This is a genomic window from Maribellus comscasis (assembly GCF_009762775.1).
Taxonomy (GTDB): domain Bacteria; phylum Bacteroidota; class Bacteroidia; order Bacteroidales; family Prolixibacteraceae; genus Draconibacterium; species Draconibacterium comscasis.
The window spans coordinates 5,962,105-5,981,834 of sequence record NZ_CP046401.1; the positions used below are offsets into that span (position 1 = coordinate 5,962,105).

The window sequence follows — 19,730 nt, forward strand, 5'->3', positions numbered from 1 at the left end:
AGGAAAGCAGCTCAAATGGGCTGCTTTCTTTTTTTTTAACAAATTGCTTTGTGTATTTTTAGAATCAAATTAAAAACACAATGACTGAAAAAGAAATCCGCGAATCTCTTTTGGAAGCATTCGTTATAAAATCAACGATTAAGCAGAAAGTTTTTGAAAATACCGAGCAAACTTTTGTTATTTTGAAAAAGGTGCTGAAGCAGCTGGAAAAAGACTATTTGTCAATTGTTAAAGAAAAAGTGGCGGTTTCGATGTTGCCTGCTTTTAAAGAAAGGGGGCCTTTTGAAGTCGAGTTTAAGATTGGTGGCGATTTGTTAATTTTTAGTATGCATTCCAATGTTTTCGAATTTGACGATAAGCATCCGGTTTGGAAAACAAATTATATAAAAGATGAACCCCTGCGTTCTTACTGCGGAACTATAAATATCTATAATTTTTTGGCCGATTCTTTTAAATACAACCGCGTAAGCGATTTGGGGTATTTGGTAGCACGTATTTTTGTAAATAAGGAGAATCATTTTTTTGTGGAAGGAAAACGGCAATCGGATGAAGTTGTAAAAGATTTCGCCATTGATACCATTTCCCCGGGGATTCTGCGGCAAATTATCGAAACAGCAATTCGTTACAGTATTGAATTCGATTTACTGGTTCCCCTGTACGATCAGGTAAAAATGGCAACCGTTGAACAAATGCGACAAAAAATCAGTCACTCTAAAATGACTACAGGAAAAAGATTAGGTTTTGGATTTAATTCCGATGATGTATAGATTTCAAATTATAAAAACTGCATAAAATAATATGGAAAGAGTTGTAGAAAGATTTATTCAGTACGCAAAAGAATATACCACTTCTGATCCCGAAAGTACTACTTATCCGAGTACGGAAAGACAGGTTGATTTTATGAAAAAACTTGAAAAGGAGTTAAAAGAGATTGGCTTACGCGAGGTGGAAAGAGATAAATTTGGATACGTGACGGCGACAATTCCTGCCAACGGAATTGAAAACGCTCCCGTTGTAGGTTTTATAGCCCACGTGGATACAAGTCCTGATTTTTCAGGGGAGAATGTAAATCCGCAGATTATTGAAAATTATGATGGCGGGGTGGTGCAGCTAAAAAACGGAGTGGAAATCAATCCGAAAAGTTTTCCTGAAATTTTGAACTACAAGGGACAGCCGGTAATTACAGCCGACGGCACTACTTTACTCGGTGCCGACGATAAAGCCGGAGTTGCCGAGATTGTGACAGCGGCTGAAATTCTTCTTCAGAATGAAAAGTTTAAACACGGAAAGATAAGGGTTGCATTTACGCCCGACGAGGAGATTGGTAAAGGAACCGATTATTTTGATGTGAAAAAATTCGGAGCCGACTTTGCTTACACTTTGGATGGCGGCGAAATTGGTGAGCTCGAATTTGAAAATTTCAACGCCGCCGCAGCTAAAATAACGGTTAACGGGCAAAGTGTTCATCCGGGGGCTGCGAAAAATAAAATGGTTAATGCATTACTGGTGGCGCAAAAAATTATTGCCATGCTTCCACCTACTCAGCGGCCTGAACATACCGAAAAATATGAAGGGTTTTATCACCTGCTTTCATTAACAGGGAACGTGGAAAAAGCTGAGATGCAGTATTTAATCCGAGACCACGATTCTGACAAGTTTGAAAAAAAGAAAAAATTACTCACTGAAATCGTACAGATTATAAATCTGGAATTAGGTAAAAAAAGAATAGAACTGGAAATAAAAGATCAGTATTATAACATGCGTCAGAAAATTGAACCGGTTATGCATATTATTGATATTGCAGAACGGGCAATGAAACAAGCCGGAGTTGTTCCAAAAATAAAGGCAATTCGTGGCGGAACTGACGGAGCGCGACTTTCTTACGACGGACTTCCATGCCCAAACATTTTTGCCGGAGGGCATAATTTTCACGGGCCATTTGAATTTGTACCTGTTCCTTCCATGTTAAAATCAGTGGAAGTAATTTTGAATATTGCTCAGCTGGTGGGTAAATTAAATTAAGATGCTCAATCGGTTTTTTGAATTTGTAAAAGAAAAGCAGCTTTTTGAGTCTCATCAAAGAGTGCTACTGGCGGTTAGCGGCGGTATCGACAGCATGGTTCTTTTGTATTTATTTGAAAAATCGGGTTTTGAATACGGTATTGCTCACTGCAACTTTAATTTACGCGGCGAAGAATCTGACGGCGATGAAAAGTTTGTTCGCGGGCAGGTACAACTTCACGGAATACCTGCTTTTTTTCAACGTTTTGAAACCGAAGAATACGCAAACCTGAATGGCATTTCCATTGAAATGGCAGCCCGTGAGTTACGTTATGATTATTTTGAAAAAATACGTGTAGAAAAAAATTACGATTTTATTGCTACTGCCCATCACCAGGATGATCTGATTGAAACATTTTTTTTGAATCTTTCGCGGAAAACAGGAATTAAAGGATTAACAGGAATTAAAGAAAAGACAAGTAGAATTATCCGTCCGTTACTTTTTGCCTGCCGGCAGGAGATTGAAGATTTTGCACGATTAAATTTTATTGAATTCAGGGAAGATTCCTCCAATATTGAAGTAGTTTATCAGCGTAATTTTTTGCGCCACAAAATATTACCTTTATTTCAGGAGTTGAATCCTGCTTTTAAAAAGAATATTCTGGCAAGTATAGAAAATTTAAAAGAAGCGGAGCAGGTTTATTCCAGGTGCCTCCGGGTCGAGCACGACAAAGTTGTTGAAAAAAATAAAGAGGAAATCATAATCAAAATTGAACCCCTGCAAAACACTTTGTTTCCTAAAGTTTTGCTGTTTGAAATTCTTTCGGATTTTAACTTTAATTCATCGGTAACAGATGAGATTTTTCAGGGTTTGGAAAATGATTCGGGAAAACAATTTTTTTCAAAAACCCACCGGTTGGTAAAAGATCGCGACAAATTGTTTATAACACCTTTTTCAGAACAGGAAGAACGGATATTTTACATTGAAAAAGATGACATTGAGTTGTTTGAGCCGATGGATTTACTCATCGAAAAATGCGATGCAAAAGATTTCCTGATAAGTAAAGAGTCGAATGTTGCCAGTCTTGATCTTGGTGAACTGGAGTTTCCCCTGCTTATCCGAAAATGGAGACAGGGAGATTATTTTCAGCCACTTGGGATGACAGGTTTTAAAAAAGTTAGCGATTTTTTTATCGATGAAAAAATACCGTTGCATCAAAAAGAAAACATTTGGTTGCTTTGCAGTGGTAAAAAGATTGTATGGATTATTGGGTTTCGAATCGACAACCGTTTTAAAATTACAACAAAAACAAAAATGGTTTATACGATTGAAATGAGGAAAAGCTGACGTTTTGTCTGCTCAGAATATTTTTGTTTTCCTTAAATCAACTTTTTCCCTTTTTCCTGATTTGTCAAGTAATTCTAATGTGATATTTTCTTTCGGTAAAGAATTGTACTGAATAAAATCGCAAAGCGCGGAATTTGAATTAAAGAGAAGCGAATCAACTTTTAGGATTTGCATTCCGGGAGTAACTCCCGCCTTTTCCGCGGAAGAGTTTTCAACAACCTGCATCACATACATTTGCTTTTCGTCGGAATACCCCACGTTAAATCCAAAAGTAGAGTAATCCCGAAAAGTATCATCAACCGGTTCCAAAAATATAGTTTGCGTTTTAAAATCGATGCTAACAATAAAACGCGACAAAACTTCAGTTCCCAGTAAACCTGATTTTCCGGTTTTTATTTCCACTTCCGGAATTTTTAAATCGCCTGCTTTTATGGTGTCGGCCAATGCAAGCTCTCCTTTTAGTTCACTTACTTTTCCGCTGATTCCCGATTGAGAATAGCCGCTGACCTTTGCCGTTTTCTCCACGATTTCGTGTTGTTTTAAAACTTCAAATCCTTTCCGGGGTAGGGTAATTGAGCCGTTTGACCCATAATCCAGTTTTAAATTTTTTAATTTTGCTTTCCCAAATTCAAACTGAAGTAGTTGACTGTACTGATTGTCTGAACGAAACGGAATCTGATAACCGGCATTGGATAACAGGTTTATCGTATCATTGAATAGCGCGATTTGGTTGTTCTGATAATCGATTGCCCAACTGCAATGCCGCATCAAGTTTGATCCAATTATCCCGTCTATATTCATACATGCGATAACCGGATTTTTATCCAAATCAGTCACAAAAGCGGTTTGTTCAAAAAAAGGTATTTTGCCAATAAAAAGAGTATCAACCTGTACATATTTTACTCTGGTTTTGTGGCTGTCGGAATCAATTATATGGCCTCGGCTTACGGTTTTGAAATTTAATTTTTTCTGCACCTTCTCAGAAATACTCAGAATGGCACCTGTGTCAAATAAAAACCGGTATTTTTCGCCATCAATTTCAACCGGAACAATTAAAAGTCCGTTTTCATTTTCAGAATATATTATTTCAAAAAAACTGCCATCCTGAATTTTTCCTTTTTGAATGGCCTTTGTCCAGCTTTGCGTACAGCTTTGCGAGAAAAGCAAAAAATAACCAACTAGCAGAGAGACAATAACGGTTCTGTTCATTCGTTTTTGGGCAAATAATATTATTTTCTTGAGTGAAGTGCTACCCGGTTTCCTTCTGAATCCAGAATCAGAGCCATAAAACCGTACTCATCTGAAATTTTGGTCTTTTTTTGGATTACTTTTCCACCGGCAGGTTCAACTTTTGCCAGTTCATTTTTTAAATCACCCGAATGAGCTGTTAAATAAATAAGAACTCCGTCGGCAGAAGGAACATAAAATTCAGGGTGTTTTACCAGCGATCCGGGAGAACCTGTACCTTCTTCTGTCCATGGAAACCAGGCCATGTCAAGCGGTCCCATCATATTACGCTGAAGTTTTAAGTCAAGAATCCGTTCATAAAAACTCATGGCTCTTTCCATATTATTTACAGGAATCTCAAACCAGCCTACTGCATTGTTTTTCATAGTTTTAATTTTGAGTTCAGTTTTATAACACACAACAGGATTCAAAAGTTGGCTTTGGGAAAGATGTTTTTTTCTTTTTCTGTATTTTATAAAAAAATCAGATTTCAGCAGGAAAATAAATTCAAATTAAGTTACTTTATAAGTTGAAACCTTGTTAAATTTTAATACCTAAATCAGTAAAACCTGTAGTTATGAATCGAAGCGAAATTCGAAGAATAATTTCCGTCGGATTTATTCTTTTTTACACCATTTTAGCTCATCCTCTTTTTGCTCAGGTGAAATTGTCGGAAGAGTTGTGGACTTTGCCAACATATCCGGTGCTGGCGCCTGAAAAAGCGCCCATTTTTTTTACACACGAAAATTACCAGGGAGCTTCTCGTTATGTATACCCATATGCATTAAATGATGTCATTTCAAACGAAAAGCAAGAGCATGACTGGAAGGCGTTGATTTTGGAAAATGAGTATATAAAACTTTGTGTTACTCCCGAAATTGGCGGAAAATTATATTATGCCACCGATAAAACCACCGACTATAATTTTGTTTACAAGAACAATGAAGTAAAACCCGGAAATTTGGGGATGACCGGAGCCTGGGTGTCGGGTGGAATTGAATGGTGTGTGTTGCATCATCACCGCGCATCTACATTTTTGCCGGTTGATTATTCAACAGCTGAAAATAAAGATGGAAGTAAAACCATTTTTATTGGCGAAACCGAACCTCGCCACGGCATGCACTGGACCATTGGAATTACAGCTTTTCCCGGGAAATCTTATTTCGAAGCTGATGTTGCCATTTACAATCCAACACCTTTTACCAATACTTTTTTATTCTGGGCCAATGTGGCAGCACACACCAACGAAAACTATCAGGTTATTTTTCCACCAAGTGTACAACTGGCTACTTTTCATTCCAAAAATGATTTTACGCACTGGCCAATTTCAACAGAAGTATACCGCGGACAGGATTTTACCAACGGAGTGGATGTAAGCTGGTGGAAAAATGTAAAAGAATCAGCATCGTTTTTTGCGCATGATTTAAAGGAAGATTTTATGGGAGGCTACGACCACGGAACAAACACTGGTACTGTTCATATTGGCGATCACAACATTGTAAAAGGAGCAAAATTATGGGAGTGGGGCAGCGGTCCGCGCGGACAGGCAACAGAAGGGCGTTTGACCGAAACCAGTGGACCGTATGTAGAAATTATGGTGGGTGCTTATTCCGATAATCAGCCGGACTACTCATGGATAAAACCATTTGAAACCAAACGTTGGAAACAATACTGGTACCCGGTGAAAGATATTGAAGGTTTCAAAAATGCGAATCTGAATGCGGCAGTGAATTTGGAACAACGGGATGAAAACAATGTTTTTCTGGGATACCACGCTACACAAGAATTTGAAAATACTCGAGTTATTTTAAGAAATGGCGATAATATTGTTTTTCAAAAAGATATTCAGATTTCTCCGGAAACTGCTTTCACTGAAACGATTGAGTTAGGTGGGAGTTTCGAAATGACAAATTTGTATACTGAGTTAAAAAATCTGGAAACCGACGAAGTGTTAATTTCATATCAACCAAAGGAGATTAAACGACCGGATTTGCCACCGGTGGTTGAACCACCTGCCGCACCGGAAGGAATAGAAACCATTGAAGAAGTGTATTTGGCCGGAAAACGAATTGAACAGTTTTATAATCCGCGCTACAACGCGCTCGATTATTATATTGAAGCCTTACAACGCGATTCAAATGATATTCGCACAAATACGGCTGTTGGGAATTACTATTTAAAAAATGGTGATTTTGAAACTGCGAGGAAATATTTAGCCACTGCAATTCGACGGCTCACCGCTGATTATACCCGGCCGTCTAATTGTGAAGCACTTTATTTGCAGGGACTAACATTAAAAGCACTGGGTTTATTTGATGAGGCGGTTGATACATTATATCGAGCAACCTGGGATTATGCATATCACTCTGCGGCTTATTTCGAACTGGCACAAATTTCCGGTTTGAGAGGAGATTTTAAAAAAGCTTTACAGCAAATTAATGAAAGTTTATCTTCCAATACTAAAAACTACCGCGCGGTTGCTTTAAAATCTGCAATTCAACGCAATTTGGGTGATTTTGCCGGTGCTGCGGAAACGTTGTACCTGATTCCTGAAAATGACCCGTTAAATTTCCGGTTGGCAAATGAGGTATATTTAATTGAAAAAGCTGCCCGAAATAACCCATCTGCGGAAAATGAGCTTGCAGAACTGACAAAAAAGATGCGCGGTTTTGACCAAAATTACCTGGAACTTGCTGTAGGTTATATTGACGATGGAATGTTGCAGGAAGCAGAAGATGTGTTGCAACGAATAAAAACTGATAATCCAATCATTCATTACTACCGGGGCTATATTCAAGCCAGGCTTGGAAATACTGATGCAGCAAAAATACATTTTGCCCAAGCTGAAAGTTTGCCGGAGGATTATTGTTTCCCTTATCGTTTTCAGACAATACCGGTTTTAACATCTGCATTAATAACAAATCCCGATGATGGAAAAGCCTGGTATTATCTTGGAAATATTTTGTACGACAAACAACCGGAAAAAGCCGTGGAATACTGGAAAAAAGCTGTGGAGGCAGCTCCCGGTCTGGCCGTTGCATCCCGAAATCTGGGCTGGGCGTATTACCGTTATTTCAAGGATTATGAACAGGCCATTTTATGGTATGAAAAAGCAATGGCTCTAAATCCGGTTGATGCCATTTATTACAGCGAACTCGATAATTTATATGAATTGAATAATAGCGCAATAAATAAACGGCTGGCATTATTTGCCGGGAAAAACGATGTGGTGAAAAATCGTGATGATGCATTTGTCCGGCAAATTACAGTGCTGACTCTGGCAGGGCAGCCCGAAAAATCAGTGCAGTATTTACAGGATAAAAAATTTAGTTACCGTGAAGGAAATTCAAGGGTTCGTGAGGTGATAATTGACGCCCAATTGAGCTTAGGCTTAACGTATTTTGCTGAAGAGGAACATGAAAAAGCATTGGAACATTTTCTTCTCGCACAAATTCCTGATGAAGAAGCCGGAAGTGCCCGCTCAGGCAACCGCGATATTCAGGTAAATTATTTTATTGGCGTGGCTTATAAAGCTTTAAAAGATGAACAAAAAGCGGATGAATATTTTGTTTTGGCTACAGAAGGTGAAGGCAGAACAAGTGTGATGAGTTACTATAAAGGATTAAGTTTTTTGGAATTAAAAAAGAAAAAAGAAGCAGAAGAAATTTTTGATGTTTTGGTTGAGAATGGCAATCAACGTTTAAATCCTAAAGAAGGTCAGGGTAACGACTTTTTTGCGATTTTTGGTGAACGCGAGGCTGACAAAACGCGTCAGTCGATGGCTTATACCCTACGTGGGCTGGGGTATAAAGGACTCGGGAAAAATAAACAGGCAAAAGAAGATCTAAGCAAAGCAGTTGAATTGTCTGTTGGAAATTTGTGGGCACAAACAGAATTGAAAGAATTATAAAAAGAACAAAAATATGAAATCAGAGAAAATAAAATTTTTGCAGTTTTTATTCATTTTATTTCTAATTCCTTTTGTTGGAAACACACAAAACGATTGGGAAAATTCCACCATTTTCGATAAGAATAAAGAACCCGGGCATACCACTTTTGTTCCGCTCGGTTTGCAAAATAATTCAGTGGATTTCGACAAGCAAAATAGTCCTTTTGTAAAAATGCTTAATGGAAACTGGAAATTTAACTGGGTTTCTAAACCTGCCGACCGGCCTCTTGATTTTTACAAAGTTGATTACGATGTTTCTTTTTGGAAAGAAATTCCTGTTCCGGCCAATTGGCAACTGCACGGCTTCGGAATCCCGATTTATACTAATATTGTTTATCCGTTTAAAGTAGATCCACCACGTATTCAGCACAATAATAACCCGGTAGGCTCGTACAGAAGAAATTTTACAATTCCTGAAAATTGGAATGGAAAGGAAGTTTTTCTTCATTTTGATGGAGTGAAAAGTGCTTTTTATCTCTGGATTAACGGTCAAAAAGTTGGTTATAGCCAGGGGAGTATGACACCGGCAGAATTCAACATTACAAAATATTTGAAGAAAGGTGAAAATGTGTTGGCTGCAGAAGTTTACCGCTGGAGTGATGGAAGTTATCTGGAAGACCAGGACATGTGGCGTTTTAGTGGAATTTACCGGGATGTATATTTGTTTGCCACACCCGGGACATATATTCGCGATTTTTATATTACTACAGAACTTGACGATAAATTCAAAAATGCAGAATTAAAATTGCAGGCTCAAATCAAAAATTCAGGTGATGAAAATATTGATGGATATTCTTTAAAAGCAACTGTTTTTCCCAAAGATAATCTTGAAGAAATTGTTTTGTCCATGCAAGCAGATTTAACGGCTGAAGCTTTGCAGGAGAAATCATTGTTTTTGAATAAAAAGCTGCGCAATCCCAAACTATGGTCGGATGAAACACCATATTTATATTCGATGGTAATTGAATTGTTGGACAATTATGGTAATGTGGTTGAAAAAGTAGGTGCCAATTTTGGTTTTAAAAAAGTAGAAATCAAAGGTGGCGAGTTTTTTGTAAACGGGAAATCGATTTTATTTAAAGGAACCAACCGTCATGAACACGACCCTGATTTTGGACGAGCTATAACCCGTGAAAGTATGATAAAAGACATTTTGCTGATGAAGCAAAACAACATAAATGCAGTTCGTTGTTCACATTATCCCAACCAGCCGTTATGGTACGAACTGTGCGACGAATACGGCTTATATCTGTTTGATGAAGCGAATGTGGAATCACATGGAATTGGTTATGGAAAAAATATTCTACCAGGTAGTGATCCCGATTGGACCAGCGCGGTGGTTGCCCGTGCCGAACGTATGGTTTTGCGCGATCGTAACCATGCAAGTATCGTGGTATGGTCGTTGGGAAATGAAGCCGGGCACGGTGATAACTTTTATAAAATGGCAGATCGAATAAGGGAACTGGATCCAACCCGTCCAATTCACTACCGCCAGATGAACGAGGCTGCTGATATGGATAGCCAGACCTATCCAACTCCGGAGTGGATTATCAATCGTGCTCAGGAAAAGCCGGATCGGCCATTCCTGATGAATGAATATGCTCACGCTATGGGAAATTCGGTTGGTAATCTCGAAGAATACTGGAATGCTATTGAGAAATATCCTGCACTGATTGGCGGTTTTATATGGGATTGGGTCGACCAGGGTTTACGGACAAAAACACAAAATGGCATTGAATACTTCGCTTACGGAGGTGATTTTGGCGATAAACCCAATGATGCTAACTTTTGTATCAATGGGCTGGTTTCGCCCGACCGCGTTCCGAATCCGTCGTTGTACCAGGTGAAAAAAGTGTACCAAAATATTTCTTCAAAATTATTGGATGCAGGAAGCGGAAGGATTGAAGTGTACAATAAATTTAATTTTACAAATACATCAAAATTCGCAGCAATTTATGAATTGACAGAGAATGGAAACATCGTCGATAAGGGAGACTTGGGAGCACTTAGCATTGCCCCCGGAGCTAAAAAAGAAATTACTGTTCCGGTAAAAGAAATGGAGCCCGGTAAAGAATACTTCCTAAGAATCGTTTTTTCATTAAAGGAAGACGAAAAGTGGGCCGAGAAAGGACATGTAATCGCCTGGGATCAGTTTCTTTTTCAGGAAGCTAAACAGCAAACCGGAGAATTAAAAAACGGTAACGGAAAACTAACATTGGAAAATTCGGATGATTTGATTCGGGTTACCGGAAATGATTTTCAGGCTTCTTTTGATGCCGAATCAGGAGAGTTGGAAAGTTTTAAATATGACGACAATGAAATGTTAATTTCTCCCGTTGTTCCAAATTTCTGGAGAGTTCCTGTTGATAATGATTTGGGCCATGATTTTAACATCACTTCAGGAGCATGGCGAAGCGCTTCGTCTGACAGATTAATTAAAAAAGTTGCTTCGGTTGATTATAACGGAGATAGCGTACAAATTTTAATAACTGCAGAACTTCCGGTTTTTGCTATTCAGCACAAAACAGTATATACGATTTATAAATCCGGTTCAATAAAAGTAAGTTGCAGTATGGATGTTGAAATGGAGCGGCCCGAATTGCCGCGCTTTGGTGTTCAGTTTGAAATACCCGAAGAATATAGCCAGATGAAGTGGTATGGACGCGGACCACAGGAGACATACCAGGACCGGAAAACTGGCGCTGCTTTTGGAATTTATTCAGGTAAAGTTGAAGAACAGATTTATCCGTACATCTACCCGCAGGAAAACGGAAATAAAACGGATGTGCGATGGGTGACTTTTACCAATAGTTCGGGCGAGGGAATAAAAATTACAGGGTTGCCACAGGTGGATGTAAGTGCACGCCCATACACCGATCTTATTTTGGAAGCTTCAAGCCACAATTACCAGTTGCCTGACATGTCATTTTATTCAGTTCAGATTGATTATAAACAGCGCGGTGTTGGAGGAAACAATAGCTGGGGTTTAAAGCCTTTGGACAGTTATCGTCTTTTTGAAAATCATTATGAGTATTCATTTCTGATTTCTCCTGTAAGATAGTTGGTTGGCTTAATTATCAAATAAATACAAAACTCAAAAGATGTCATTCAAAGGTGCCATTTTTTGTCAAGTTTATTATTGATTACCAGTTTTATAGGTCAGCTAAATTTGTTATCTTGCCATGTGACTTTTTGTAAGGGCCTCTGTTAAAAACAGTAGTCTGGTAAATTATAAAACCCTTAAGATTATGCAACTTGACCAAACCCAGTATTTACTTGGTGTAATCCGTAGTTTTCATGGTGTAAACCAGATTTTGGTAAATGAGAAAGACCCTGAAAAATTAATAACTCAAGTATGTGAAGTGTTATCAAAGAACAGGAGCTTTTTAAGTTACAGGATTGGTCTTCAAAAAAAGAACGGTGATATTAAAGTTTTTAGATCACCTGGGAGAGACGAAGAAAACTCAAAGGGAAATTATACAATAGAAAAATCGAATTTATCAGAATACAGTAAAAAGTTATTAGTCCAAAAAGAAACAGTATTTTGTGAAACTCCCGAAAAAGAGTGTGAAATTGTTCAGGAAGCTCAACATATTGCGAAAACTTGTTTTTCTGCGCCGATACTTTTTGGCGGAAAAGTTTATGGTTTGCTCTTTTGTTTTTTGCCCGGCGAATTTTTTAAATCGGAAGAAGAAAGAGAATTTTTTCGCGAGATTAAGAATGGATTAGGGTTTGCATTAAATTCAATCCAGACAGAAGAAAAACGCGAAAAGACTCAAAAAGCATTGAGTCATGAGAGATTTTTGGTAAACGCACTTATGGAAAATTTGCCCGAGCTGATTTATTTTAAAAACCTGAAGAGTCAATTTATCCGTGTCAATGACAGCATGCTGAGACGTTTTGGATTGAGTGGTGCTTCCGAGATTCTTGGGAAAACCGATTTTGATTTTTACGGACAAGAACATGCCCAGGCGGCATTCGAAAGCGAACAGGAAATGATCAGTTCAGGGAATCCGATGGTTGGTGAAGAAGAAAAGGAAATATGGCCGGACGGAAGCGTTTCCTGGGTTGTGTCGACGAAATTGCCATTAAAAGATGAAAATGGGAAGGTTGTTGGGACCTTTGGAATATCAAGAAATATAACAGATAAAAAGCTCGCAGAACAACAGAGAAATGAAAGCGAAGAGAAATTTAGACTGATTGTCGAAAACCAGGGAGAAGGAGTTGGTATCATGGACGAAAACGAAGTATTTCTTTTTGCCAATCCGGAGGCCCATCGGATTTTTGGTCTTGAAAAAGATCAACTTATCAATCAGTCATTATTGAAATTTATTTCCGATGATATTGTTGAACAGATAAAAAATGAAACAGAAAAAAGGATACAAGGACAGTCTTCAAAATACGAAATAGAAATAATCAGACCGTCAGGCGAAAAAAGGCAAATACTGGTTACTTCTACTCCTTATGTAAAAAATAACAACGAATTTGTCGGGACCTTTGGCGTCTTTCGGGATATTACTGAACAAAAGGAAGTGGAGAAGATTCTTAAAGAAAGAGATTTGATTTTAACTAAAATGACCGAAAGGGTTCCCGGAGTTGTATATCAGTATCAATTGTACCCGGACGGAAGTTCAAAATTTCCATATGCAAGTTATGGAATTGCCAATATTTATGGAGTTAGCCCCGAAGAAGTAAGACATGATGCGAGTAAGGTATTTGATGTTATTCATGAGGATGATTTAAGTGCTGTGTCTGAATCGATTCAAAAGTCATTTGATAGTCTTGAACCGTGGGAATTTGAGTATAGAGTTATTCTTCCCCAAAAAGGTGTAAGATGGTTATCGGGAGAAGCTATGCCGGAAAAAATGAATGATGGTTCGGTACTGTGGTACGGATACATCCATGATGTAACAGAAAGGAAGAATTTTGAATCAAAATTACTTCATGCAAAACAACAGGCGGAAGACGCTAACAAAGCAAAATCAGAATTTCTGGCCAATATGAGTCATGAAATCCGCACTCCCATGAATTCGATTTTGGGTTTTAGTGAGGTATTGCTGAATACAGTAAAGGATGAAAAACAAAAGGGATACCTGAAAACAATATTAAGCAGCGGAAACACTTTGCTTTCCTTGATAAATGACATTTTGGATCTTTCAAAAATTGAAGCTGGTAAGATAGAAATAAGCCCCGAACCTGTAAATTTAAAGATATTAATAAGAGAGATTGGAAAAGTTTTTGAACAAAAAGCAGAAGGGAAGGGAATTGAGTTAATTGTTGATTTAGATGAAGATTTCCCCCAAAATATCAATATCGACGAAATTCGAATCAGACAGATACTTTTCAACATTGTGGGGAATGCTGTAAAATTTACTTCAAAAGGATTTGTTCGAATCGGGCTTCAACTAACTGATCGTACAGAGGAACATGTTTGTTTTGATATTTTTGTTTCGGATACAGGCATCGGAATTGCTAAAAAAGACACTGAAAGAATTTTTGAGTCGTTCAGCCAGCAATCGGGACATGCAGCTCGTCAGTTCGAAGGAACCGGGTTGGGGCTTTCTATTTCGAAAAAACTTTGTGCTCTTATGAACGGGAATATTTTGGTGAAGAGCGAAGAAGGTAAAGGGAGCACATTTACAGTGTCTTTTGCCGATATTTTTTATTCAAATGAAGTGCTCCCTGAAAAGGATTTTGATAAATGGAAGGACAGCGATATTCATTTTGAACCTGCAACAATACTGGTAGTTGATGATATTAAATATAACAGGGAGCTGGTTTTTTCTTATCTAGAGAATTTTAACTTTAATTTACTTGAAGCAGAAAATGGTGAAAGCTGTATTTCCCTGCTGAAAACGAACAAACCGGATTTGGTGCTGATGGATATCCGGATGCCGGGAATGGATGGATACCAAACAACGCAAATACTAAAAGAAAACGAAAATACTTCTGCCATTCCTATTGTGGCTTTTACTGCTTCAATTATGAAGAGTGAAACAGAAAGAATAACACAATTTTTTGACGGCTATTTGCAAAAGCCGGTACAGCAAAGGCAACTCATTTTAGAACTTGCTCGCCACCTAACACACAAAAGTTTAAAAATTGAGGGTCTAAATACCGAAAATAATGGTTCTGGTGAATCAGATAAATCTGCGATATTGGACCCTAAAATCAAAAATGAATTTCAGGAGCAATTTTTTGATCGAATTGATGAGTTAAAGCGAACAATGGTTTTAAAGGATCTAAACTTTTTTGCTGAAGATTTAAACACTTTTGCACACAATACTCAAATTGAGTCTCTTAAAGAAAAAGCAATTAATCTGAAATCATTTATATCCGATTTTGATTTTGAAAAAATCCCTCACTTTTTAACTACAATTAAAGCAGATTTTGAATAATCTTTCGGTTAAATAATTTTAACTCCTTCCGGAGCGTCCACCTCTGTTTTTATTTCGCCATCAGGTTGTTTAATATGTTTAACTTTTACAACTCCCATTGGCGTAGGGAAGGTTCCTTCCACCCACTTCAGGTTCCCGAGGTGAGGTTCAATTTTTAGCGTTTTGCAACCGGGATCAATAACTTTTATCCCCAGAACATTCTCCGTTAGCCAGGCAGTTACTCCCGACGACCAACCATGGCAAAAACTATGTCGGTAACTGGGGTAACAGTAATCGCCAAAATCGCCGTGAATATCGTTCATCCCTTCCGGGGTAAACTCATCCAGCCGGGCAGAATTTTCTTTCCATTCGATGTTAAAATCTTCCCAAAAAGTAGTAGCTCCCATATCGAGCATTCCTCCCCAGTAATCGCTCGCAATGTCCAGCGCATCCTGGTACCGGCCTGCCATTGAAAGTGCGTCGAGCATGTACAAACCATAAAAGGTTGAAAAACGTTTGGCGCCGTCAACTGCAATTACATCGTTACAGGCTTTTTTCGGATTTAAAATCCCAGCTACTGCCATCAGCGCTGCCGCCTGTTTTAAATCGTTATGGTCTTTTATATTTTTATTTAGTTTTTTAATGGCAGAAAGACATGTTTGAGCAGATTTTTTTTCATCTAAAATATCACAAAGTGTTTTTGCATCACTTAAAGCCCAAACCAGCAGCGCACGGTAACCCGCTTCTACTCCTTCAGTGTTGGGTGTTGAAGGCCAGTCGAGAAAGCGGAATCTGCTTAATTCCTCGCTGCCGTCTTCAGCAATTTTTGAATCCATTAAATCAATTAGTCCGACAATATAATTTTTGTGTTTTTTCAAAAAATCAAGATCCGCATTTTGCATGTACCAGTCGTGGTGGATAATTAAATACCACATGGAATAAGAGCTCATTCCGTTCATCCAGTTGGGGAGCGGATATTGTTCGCAAGCCAGGTCGAGGCTTTTGGGAACCACTTCGTTATATCCAAAAACTTTAGTAATGGTTTTTAGTTCAGGATGAAAATCACCCAGCCACACCAGACGGTCGCGTTTAATGCCGTCCCACAAAAATTCCTGCATGTTTAGGTGCGTGGTGTACGCTCCGGTAATCCAGATAGAATCCAACCGCGGATTGCTGCTTTTAAACGACCCCAGATAAGGAATATCGCGGTAGCGTAAAATCGCACGTGCCTCTTTCAGGTTAATGGTTGTATTGGGTTGGAGCAAATCGATACGAACAAACCGAAAACCGGTATTTCCGATTTCAATTAAACCCGAGCGGGGAATTTCCATCACGATATCGCGTTTGGCGTGGTCATCGGTTGAAAAACCCATTAACCAATCGGAATTGTAGGTAGTACTGTTTGCCTCACCAACTGATTCTCCAAAACGAATGCGAACCAGTGAGGGCTCTCTGCGTGAAGAACCTCCCATAACCAATTGTAAACCGCCATGCAATTCTTTGCCATAGTCGAGAAGGATTGAAGAGGTGTCGGTTTCTGTACTTTTTATCGCACAAAATTGGGTAACCCGGCTCATATCCGACTGGCTGTTTCCCGGTTTTAAAAGAACATCAGGATTTTTTACGAGTTCACCTGTTTCATCTGATGTCCACATGATTCGCACGGGTGAAATAAATACCCGGGTTAATTCGTCTTTTTGTGCGATTTTTTTGTATTCCGGTCCAAATACAGGGGGAAGCTGTGAAAAGCTGGTGAATCCTGTAATGAGCAGAATGAATATCGGGAATAAAATTTTAGTTTTCATTATAGAGCTGTTAAAGTTTATTTTTCAATTAAATTCAAACAAAGGAAGGCTTGGTCTGATTTGTATCCAAATTCCTTATTGAGCAAAAAAATGCTTTTTCATAAATTGCAGATAAATATCAAAATCTTTCGGAACATTGCCATGTCCGCCGGAATGCATAAAGTAGCCCAAATCGTTTAAAATGGGCACGCCGGCTTCAGGCATTTTTTCGGTTTCCAAAGCTGTTTTCCCCAAAAGTGTATATACCGGTGCCGCAGCTACGGCAGCCAGAAATTCTCCTTTCGGGTCCGACCAGTTATCTGTGTCTCCTGTTTGCAACAGCAGCGGCCGCGGGGCAATTAAAGAGATTAGCATGTGCGCATCGATAGGTGAAGTCTCCGGATTGTCGGCATATTGAGCGCGGTTGCCGCAAAACTGATAAAAATAACGCGACGGGGCAATCATGTGTCCGATGGTTTCGCCGTAATTCCGCATGGAAAGCGCAGCCCCGCCTTCGCCGGAACAACTGGCCAGAATCATTGCAAAACGTTGGTCGCGGGCACCGGTCCACAGCACGGTTTTCCCCAGCCGGGAGACTCCGTTCAATGCGACTCGTTTTGCATCTACCAGCGGATCGGTTTCCAGATAATCCATCACATAACTTAGTCCCCAGGCCCAGGCAGAAATAGTCCCCCATTCGTCAGGCTCAGGCCAACTTTGTCCATTCTTCAAAAAATGCCCCCTGATACCGTATTTTATTCCTTTAGCAAAATCAGGTTCAATATCACCATAATAAATAGTTGCCACACCAATGCCTTCTGAAATATATTTCTCCACATCAAAAAATCCCCAGCCTCTGCCTTCTGAAGCCGAAACTTTTTCTCCGTCACGGTTCCACATCGTTCCCGTTTTTATCCCCGGATCATCAATTTTAAGGGAATTGGGCATAAAGCTAATCATCAGAAAAACCGGCACAGGTTTGTTTGTGTTGGCAGGAGTGTATAGCAAGAGGTCGGCTTTACAGTTTGATGTGTCTTCGGTAAAATAGAGCGTTATCTGTTTTCTTACAGCTTTCCCGTTAAAAGCAGGTGTGCCTGAATCAAAAACATTAAAGTCGCGTTTGAGGCGTTCAGGGCATTTCCCAAACTGTTCATTTTCATACATCTGTAAAATCTCCGGGCGACGTTTTTTTATCCATGTTTTTCCTGAAGTTACTTTTTTGCCATTTTGTAAAACCAGCGGGTCGGGAAGAGTGTATGTTCCGGTTTTCGATTCATCGTAGTTTACCGGAATGCCTGCAACATCTTCCGGTTTATTTTGGGCATAGCAAACAATTCCCGTTGTGGCAACTATGAGTACCGCGAAAAAGAACCTTATTAAATGATTGTTTTTAAGCATGGTTTAATAAATTAGTTTAGATATGTTTCAAATATTTGCTTCTCTCTTCAAAAATATACAATAACAAATCATAAATCAATTTTATCGGTAGAGAAGCAAATATTGTTTTTATTTTAATATCCCGGATTTTGTATAAGAACATCCGGATTAAGCTCTATCTGGTCGTATGGAAGAGGGAATAACAATTCATGGTCTGACACACTTAAAGGTGAGTTTGGATCCCCATATTGGTATATCGAAATAGTCGTTGGAAGAACCACTTCATTCTCTCTGTTATAAAATGCATCTACAACCGTTTTTGTACGTTCGGTGCGCAGAAGATCAAACCAGCGGTGTCCTTCCATACACAGTTCCAGTTGCCGCTCATCCTCAATGGCGGAAAAGATACTTTCGTAGTTGGCGTCAATGTCGGTTGTTAACCCTGCACGTTCACGAATTCGCCGGATCTGTCCGATAGCTTCCGTATAATTACTTAATTCATTTAAACATTCTGCATATTTTAGAATAATATCAGCATATCTTGAAATTATCGTTTCACAACCACTATCCGGCTGACCTGATATCCCGTCCGTAACATTTTGATAGTCGAAATATTTTAGTGTCATGGGAATTGTGCAGCTGTAGTCCGGCGAGATAAGATCGGTATAAACAACTGTTCTTCGGTTATCGTCTTCAATAAATTTTGCCTCAAGTTCATGTGTCATCATTAAAATATTTACACCGTAAATCTGACTGCCGGAACCATCCGGATCGATAGGGATGCCCTGTATATTGCCTAAAGCTGCGCTACCCAGATAATTGCCCATTGAAGGAGATTGGTTATTTGCATACTGAACCGCGAAGATTATCTCTTTATTATTGGCATTGTTTGCATCGAAAATTGAAGCGTAGTTATCTAATAATCCCAGATTTGATCCTTCTTTAGCGATTACTTTTTCAAAATAAGTTTTTGCATTTGAATAGTCGCCCCGTGTCAGATAAACGTCGCCAAGAATAGCTTGTGCGGCAGTAGCCGACGCTTTTCCTTTATCATTATTTGATTCATAAAAATCGGGCAGTTTTGTTTCAGCATCTTTCAGATCTTCGATAATCCGGGTATAAACCTGTTCAACAGGTGTCCTTGCATATTCAAATACAGCCATATAATCGGTGATGTCTTCGAGAACCAGAGGTACATCACCCCAAACTCTTACCATTACATAGTAGGTGTAAGCCCGCAAAAACTTTGCTTCACCAACCAACTGGTTATAAACTTCGTCTGTAGCAGTAACCGTTTCCATATTGTCGATTACAAGACAACACCTGTTAATGATTTGATAACTGGCATACCACAAATCACTTAAAATTCCATTTTGAGAATCAACTGTTGATTCATGAAGAGCGATATGATTTGATGAATTATTTAATTTAAAGTCGTAAGCATTATCTGTAGGAAGATCTCCGATATAAACGATGCTATTGGCGAAGGTGCCGGTCATGGAAGAATACGCCGCATTAAGCACCGTTTGAATTTCGTCCGTATCTTTCATATAGTTTTCAACTGTCATACTGTCTGTCGGATACTTTTCAAAAAAAGAATCACTGCAGGAAGTATGAAAAAGTAACGCTATGATTAAAATAATGATATATTTTTTCATTTTTGTAGC

The 19,730-nt window shown here is 38.9% G+C and carries 11 protein-coding genes; 6 read left to right on the forward strand and 5 right to left on the reverse strand.

The genetic code is table 11. The features are described 5' to 3' along the window. The first annotated feature begins 80 nt into the window (after positions 1-80). From GM418_RS24200 to tilS, 3 genes are read left to right on the forward strand one after another with little or no spacing between them, the layout of a single operon-like run. Positions 81-767, forward strand: coding sequence for a hypothetical protein (locus tag GM418_RS24200; protein WP_158869771.1), 687 nt, complete (start codon positions 81-83; stop codon positions 765-767). Positions 768-798: 31 nt separating this feature from the next. Next, positions 799-2,022 (forward strand): peptidase T, encoded by a 1,224-nt coding sequence (gene pepT / locus GM418_RS24205; RefSeq protein WP_158869772.1) that lies wholly within the window; start codon positions 799-801, stop codon positions 2,020-2,022. A 1-nt stretch (position 2,023) separates the two neighbouring features. Next, positions 2,024-3,349, forward strand: coding sequence for a tRNA lysidine(34) synthetase TilS (gene tilS / locus GM418_RS24210; RefSeq protein ID WP_158869773.1), 1,326 nt, complete (start codon positions 2,024-2,026; stop codon positions 3,347-3,349). Positions 3,350-3,361: 12 nt separating this feature from the next. Here tilS and GM418_RS24215 read toward each other — a convergent pair whose 3' ends face one another. Together GM418_RS24215 and GM418_RS24220 are read right to left on the reverse strand one after the other, a co-directional pair. Beyond that, complete coding sequence (locus GM418_RS24215) at positions 3,362-4,558, reverse strand: aspartyl protease family protein (RefSeq protein ID WP_158869774.1); 1,197 nt, start codon at positions 4,556-4,558, stop codon at positions 3,362-3,364. Between the two features lie 20 nt (positions 4,559-4,578). Beyond that, on the reverse strand, positions 4,579-4,962 hold the full coding sequence (locus tag GM418_RS24220; RefSeq protein WP_158869775.1) for a VOC family protein: 384 nt from the start codon (positions 4,960-4,962) through the stop codon (positions 4,579-4,581). 191 nt (positions 4,963-5,153) lie between these two features. Between GM418_RS24220 and GM418_RS24225 the strand changes: the two genes are divergently transcribed. From GM418_RS24225 to GM418_RS24235, 3 genes are all read left to right on the forward strand, one after another. Then, a complete protein-coding gene (locus GM418_RS24225) occupies positions 5,154-8,486 on the forward strand; it encodes a DUF5107 domain-containing protein (protein WP_158869776.1) in 3,333 nt (1,110 codons plus the stop codon). A 13-nt stretch (positions 8,487-8,499) separates the two neighbouring features. After that, positions 8,500-11,586: a beta-galactosidase, LacZ type gene (gene lacZ, locus GM418_RS24230; protein ID WP_158869777.1), complete on the forward strand. Its 3,087-nt coding sequence runs from the start codon at positions 8,500-8,502 to the stop codon at positions 11,584-11,586. A gap of 187 nt (positions 11,587-11,773) precedes the next feature. Beyond that, positions 11,774-14,923 (forward strand): hybrid sensor histidine kinase/response regulator, encoded by a 3,150-nt coding sequence (locus tag GM418_RS24235; protein ID WP_158869778.1) that lies wholly within the window; start codon positions 11,774-11,776, stop codon positions 14,921-14,923. Positions 14,924-14,931: 8 nt separating this feature from the next. Here GM418_RS24235 and GM418_RS24240 read toward each other — a convergent pair whose 3' ends face one another. The 3 genes from GM418_RS24240 to GM418_RS24250 all read right to left on the reverse strand — a co-directional run bounded on the left by GM418_RS24240 (position 14,932) and on the right by GM418_RS24250 (position 19,721). Beyond that, positions 14,932-16,707, reverse strand: coding sequence for an alpha-L-rhamnosidase-related protein (locus tag GM418_RS24240; RefSeq protein ID WP_158869779.1), 1,776 nt, complete (start codon positions 16,705-16,707; stop codon positions 14,932-14,934). 75 nt (positions 16,708-16,782) lie between these two features. Next, a complete protein-coding gene (locus GM418_RS24245) occupies positions 16,783-18,084 on the reverse strand; it encodes an alpha/beta hydrolase family protein (RefSeq protein ID WP_158869780.1) in 1,302 nt (433 codons plus the stop codon). A gap of 113 nt (positions 18,085-18,197) precedes the next feature. Beyond that, positions 18,198-19,721: a RagB/SusD family nutrient uptake outer membrane protein gene (locus tag GM418_RS24250; protein ID WP_158869781.1), complete on the reverse strand. Its 1,524-nt coding sequence runs from the start codon at positions 19,719-19,721 to the stop codon at positions 18,198-18,200. Positions 19,722-19,730: the final 9 nt, after the last annotated feature.

Excerpts from the sequence above, each read along its gene's own strand:
- GM418_RS24200 (WP_158869771.1), top strand. The coding sequence starts at position 81 with ATGACTGAAAAAGAAATCCGCGAATCTCTTTTGGAAGCATTCGTTATA.
- pepT (WP_158869772.1), top strand. The coding sequence starts at position 799 with ATGGAAAGAGTTGTAGAAAGATTTATTCAGTACGCAAAAGAATATACC.
- tilS (WP_158869773.1), top strand. The coding sequence starts at position 2,024 with ATGCTCAATCGGTTTTTTGAATTTGTAAAAGAAAAGCAGCTTTTTGAG.
- GM418_RS24215 (WP_158869774.1), bottom strand. The coding sequence starts at position 4,558 with ATGAACAGAACCGTTATTGTCTCTCTGCTAGTTGGTTATTTTTTGCTT.
- GM418_RS24220 (WP_158869775.1), bottom strand. The coding sequence starts at position 4,962 with ATGAAAAACAATGCAGTAGGCTGGTTTGAGATTCCTGTAAATAATATG.
- GM418_RS24225 (WP_158869776.1), top strand. The coding sequence starts at position 5,154 with ATGAATCGAAGCGAAATTCGAAGAATAATTTCCGTCGGATTTATTCTT.
- lacZ (WP_158869777.1), top strand. The coding sequence starts at position 8,500 with ATGAAATCAGAGAAAATAAAATTTTTGCAGTTTTTATTCATTTTATTT.
- GM418_RS24235 (WP_158869778.1), top strand. The coding sequence starts at position 11,774 with ATGCAACTTGACCAAACCCAGTATTTACTTGGTGTAATCCGTAGTTTT.
- GM418_RS24240 (WP_158869779.1), bottom strand. The coding sequence starts at position 16,707 with ATGAAAACTAAAATTTTATTCCCGATATTCATTCTGCTCATTACAGGA.
- GM418_RS24245 (WP_158869780.1), bottom strand. The coding sequence starts at position 18,084 with ATGCTTAAAAACAATCATTTAATAAGGTTCTTTTTCGCGGTACTCATA.
- GM418_RS24250 (WP_158869781.1), bottom strand. The coding sequence starts at position 19,721 with ATGAAAAAATATATCATTATTTTAATCATAGCGTTACTTTTTCATACT.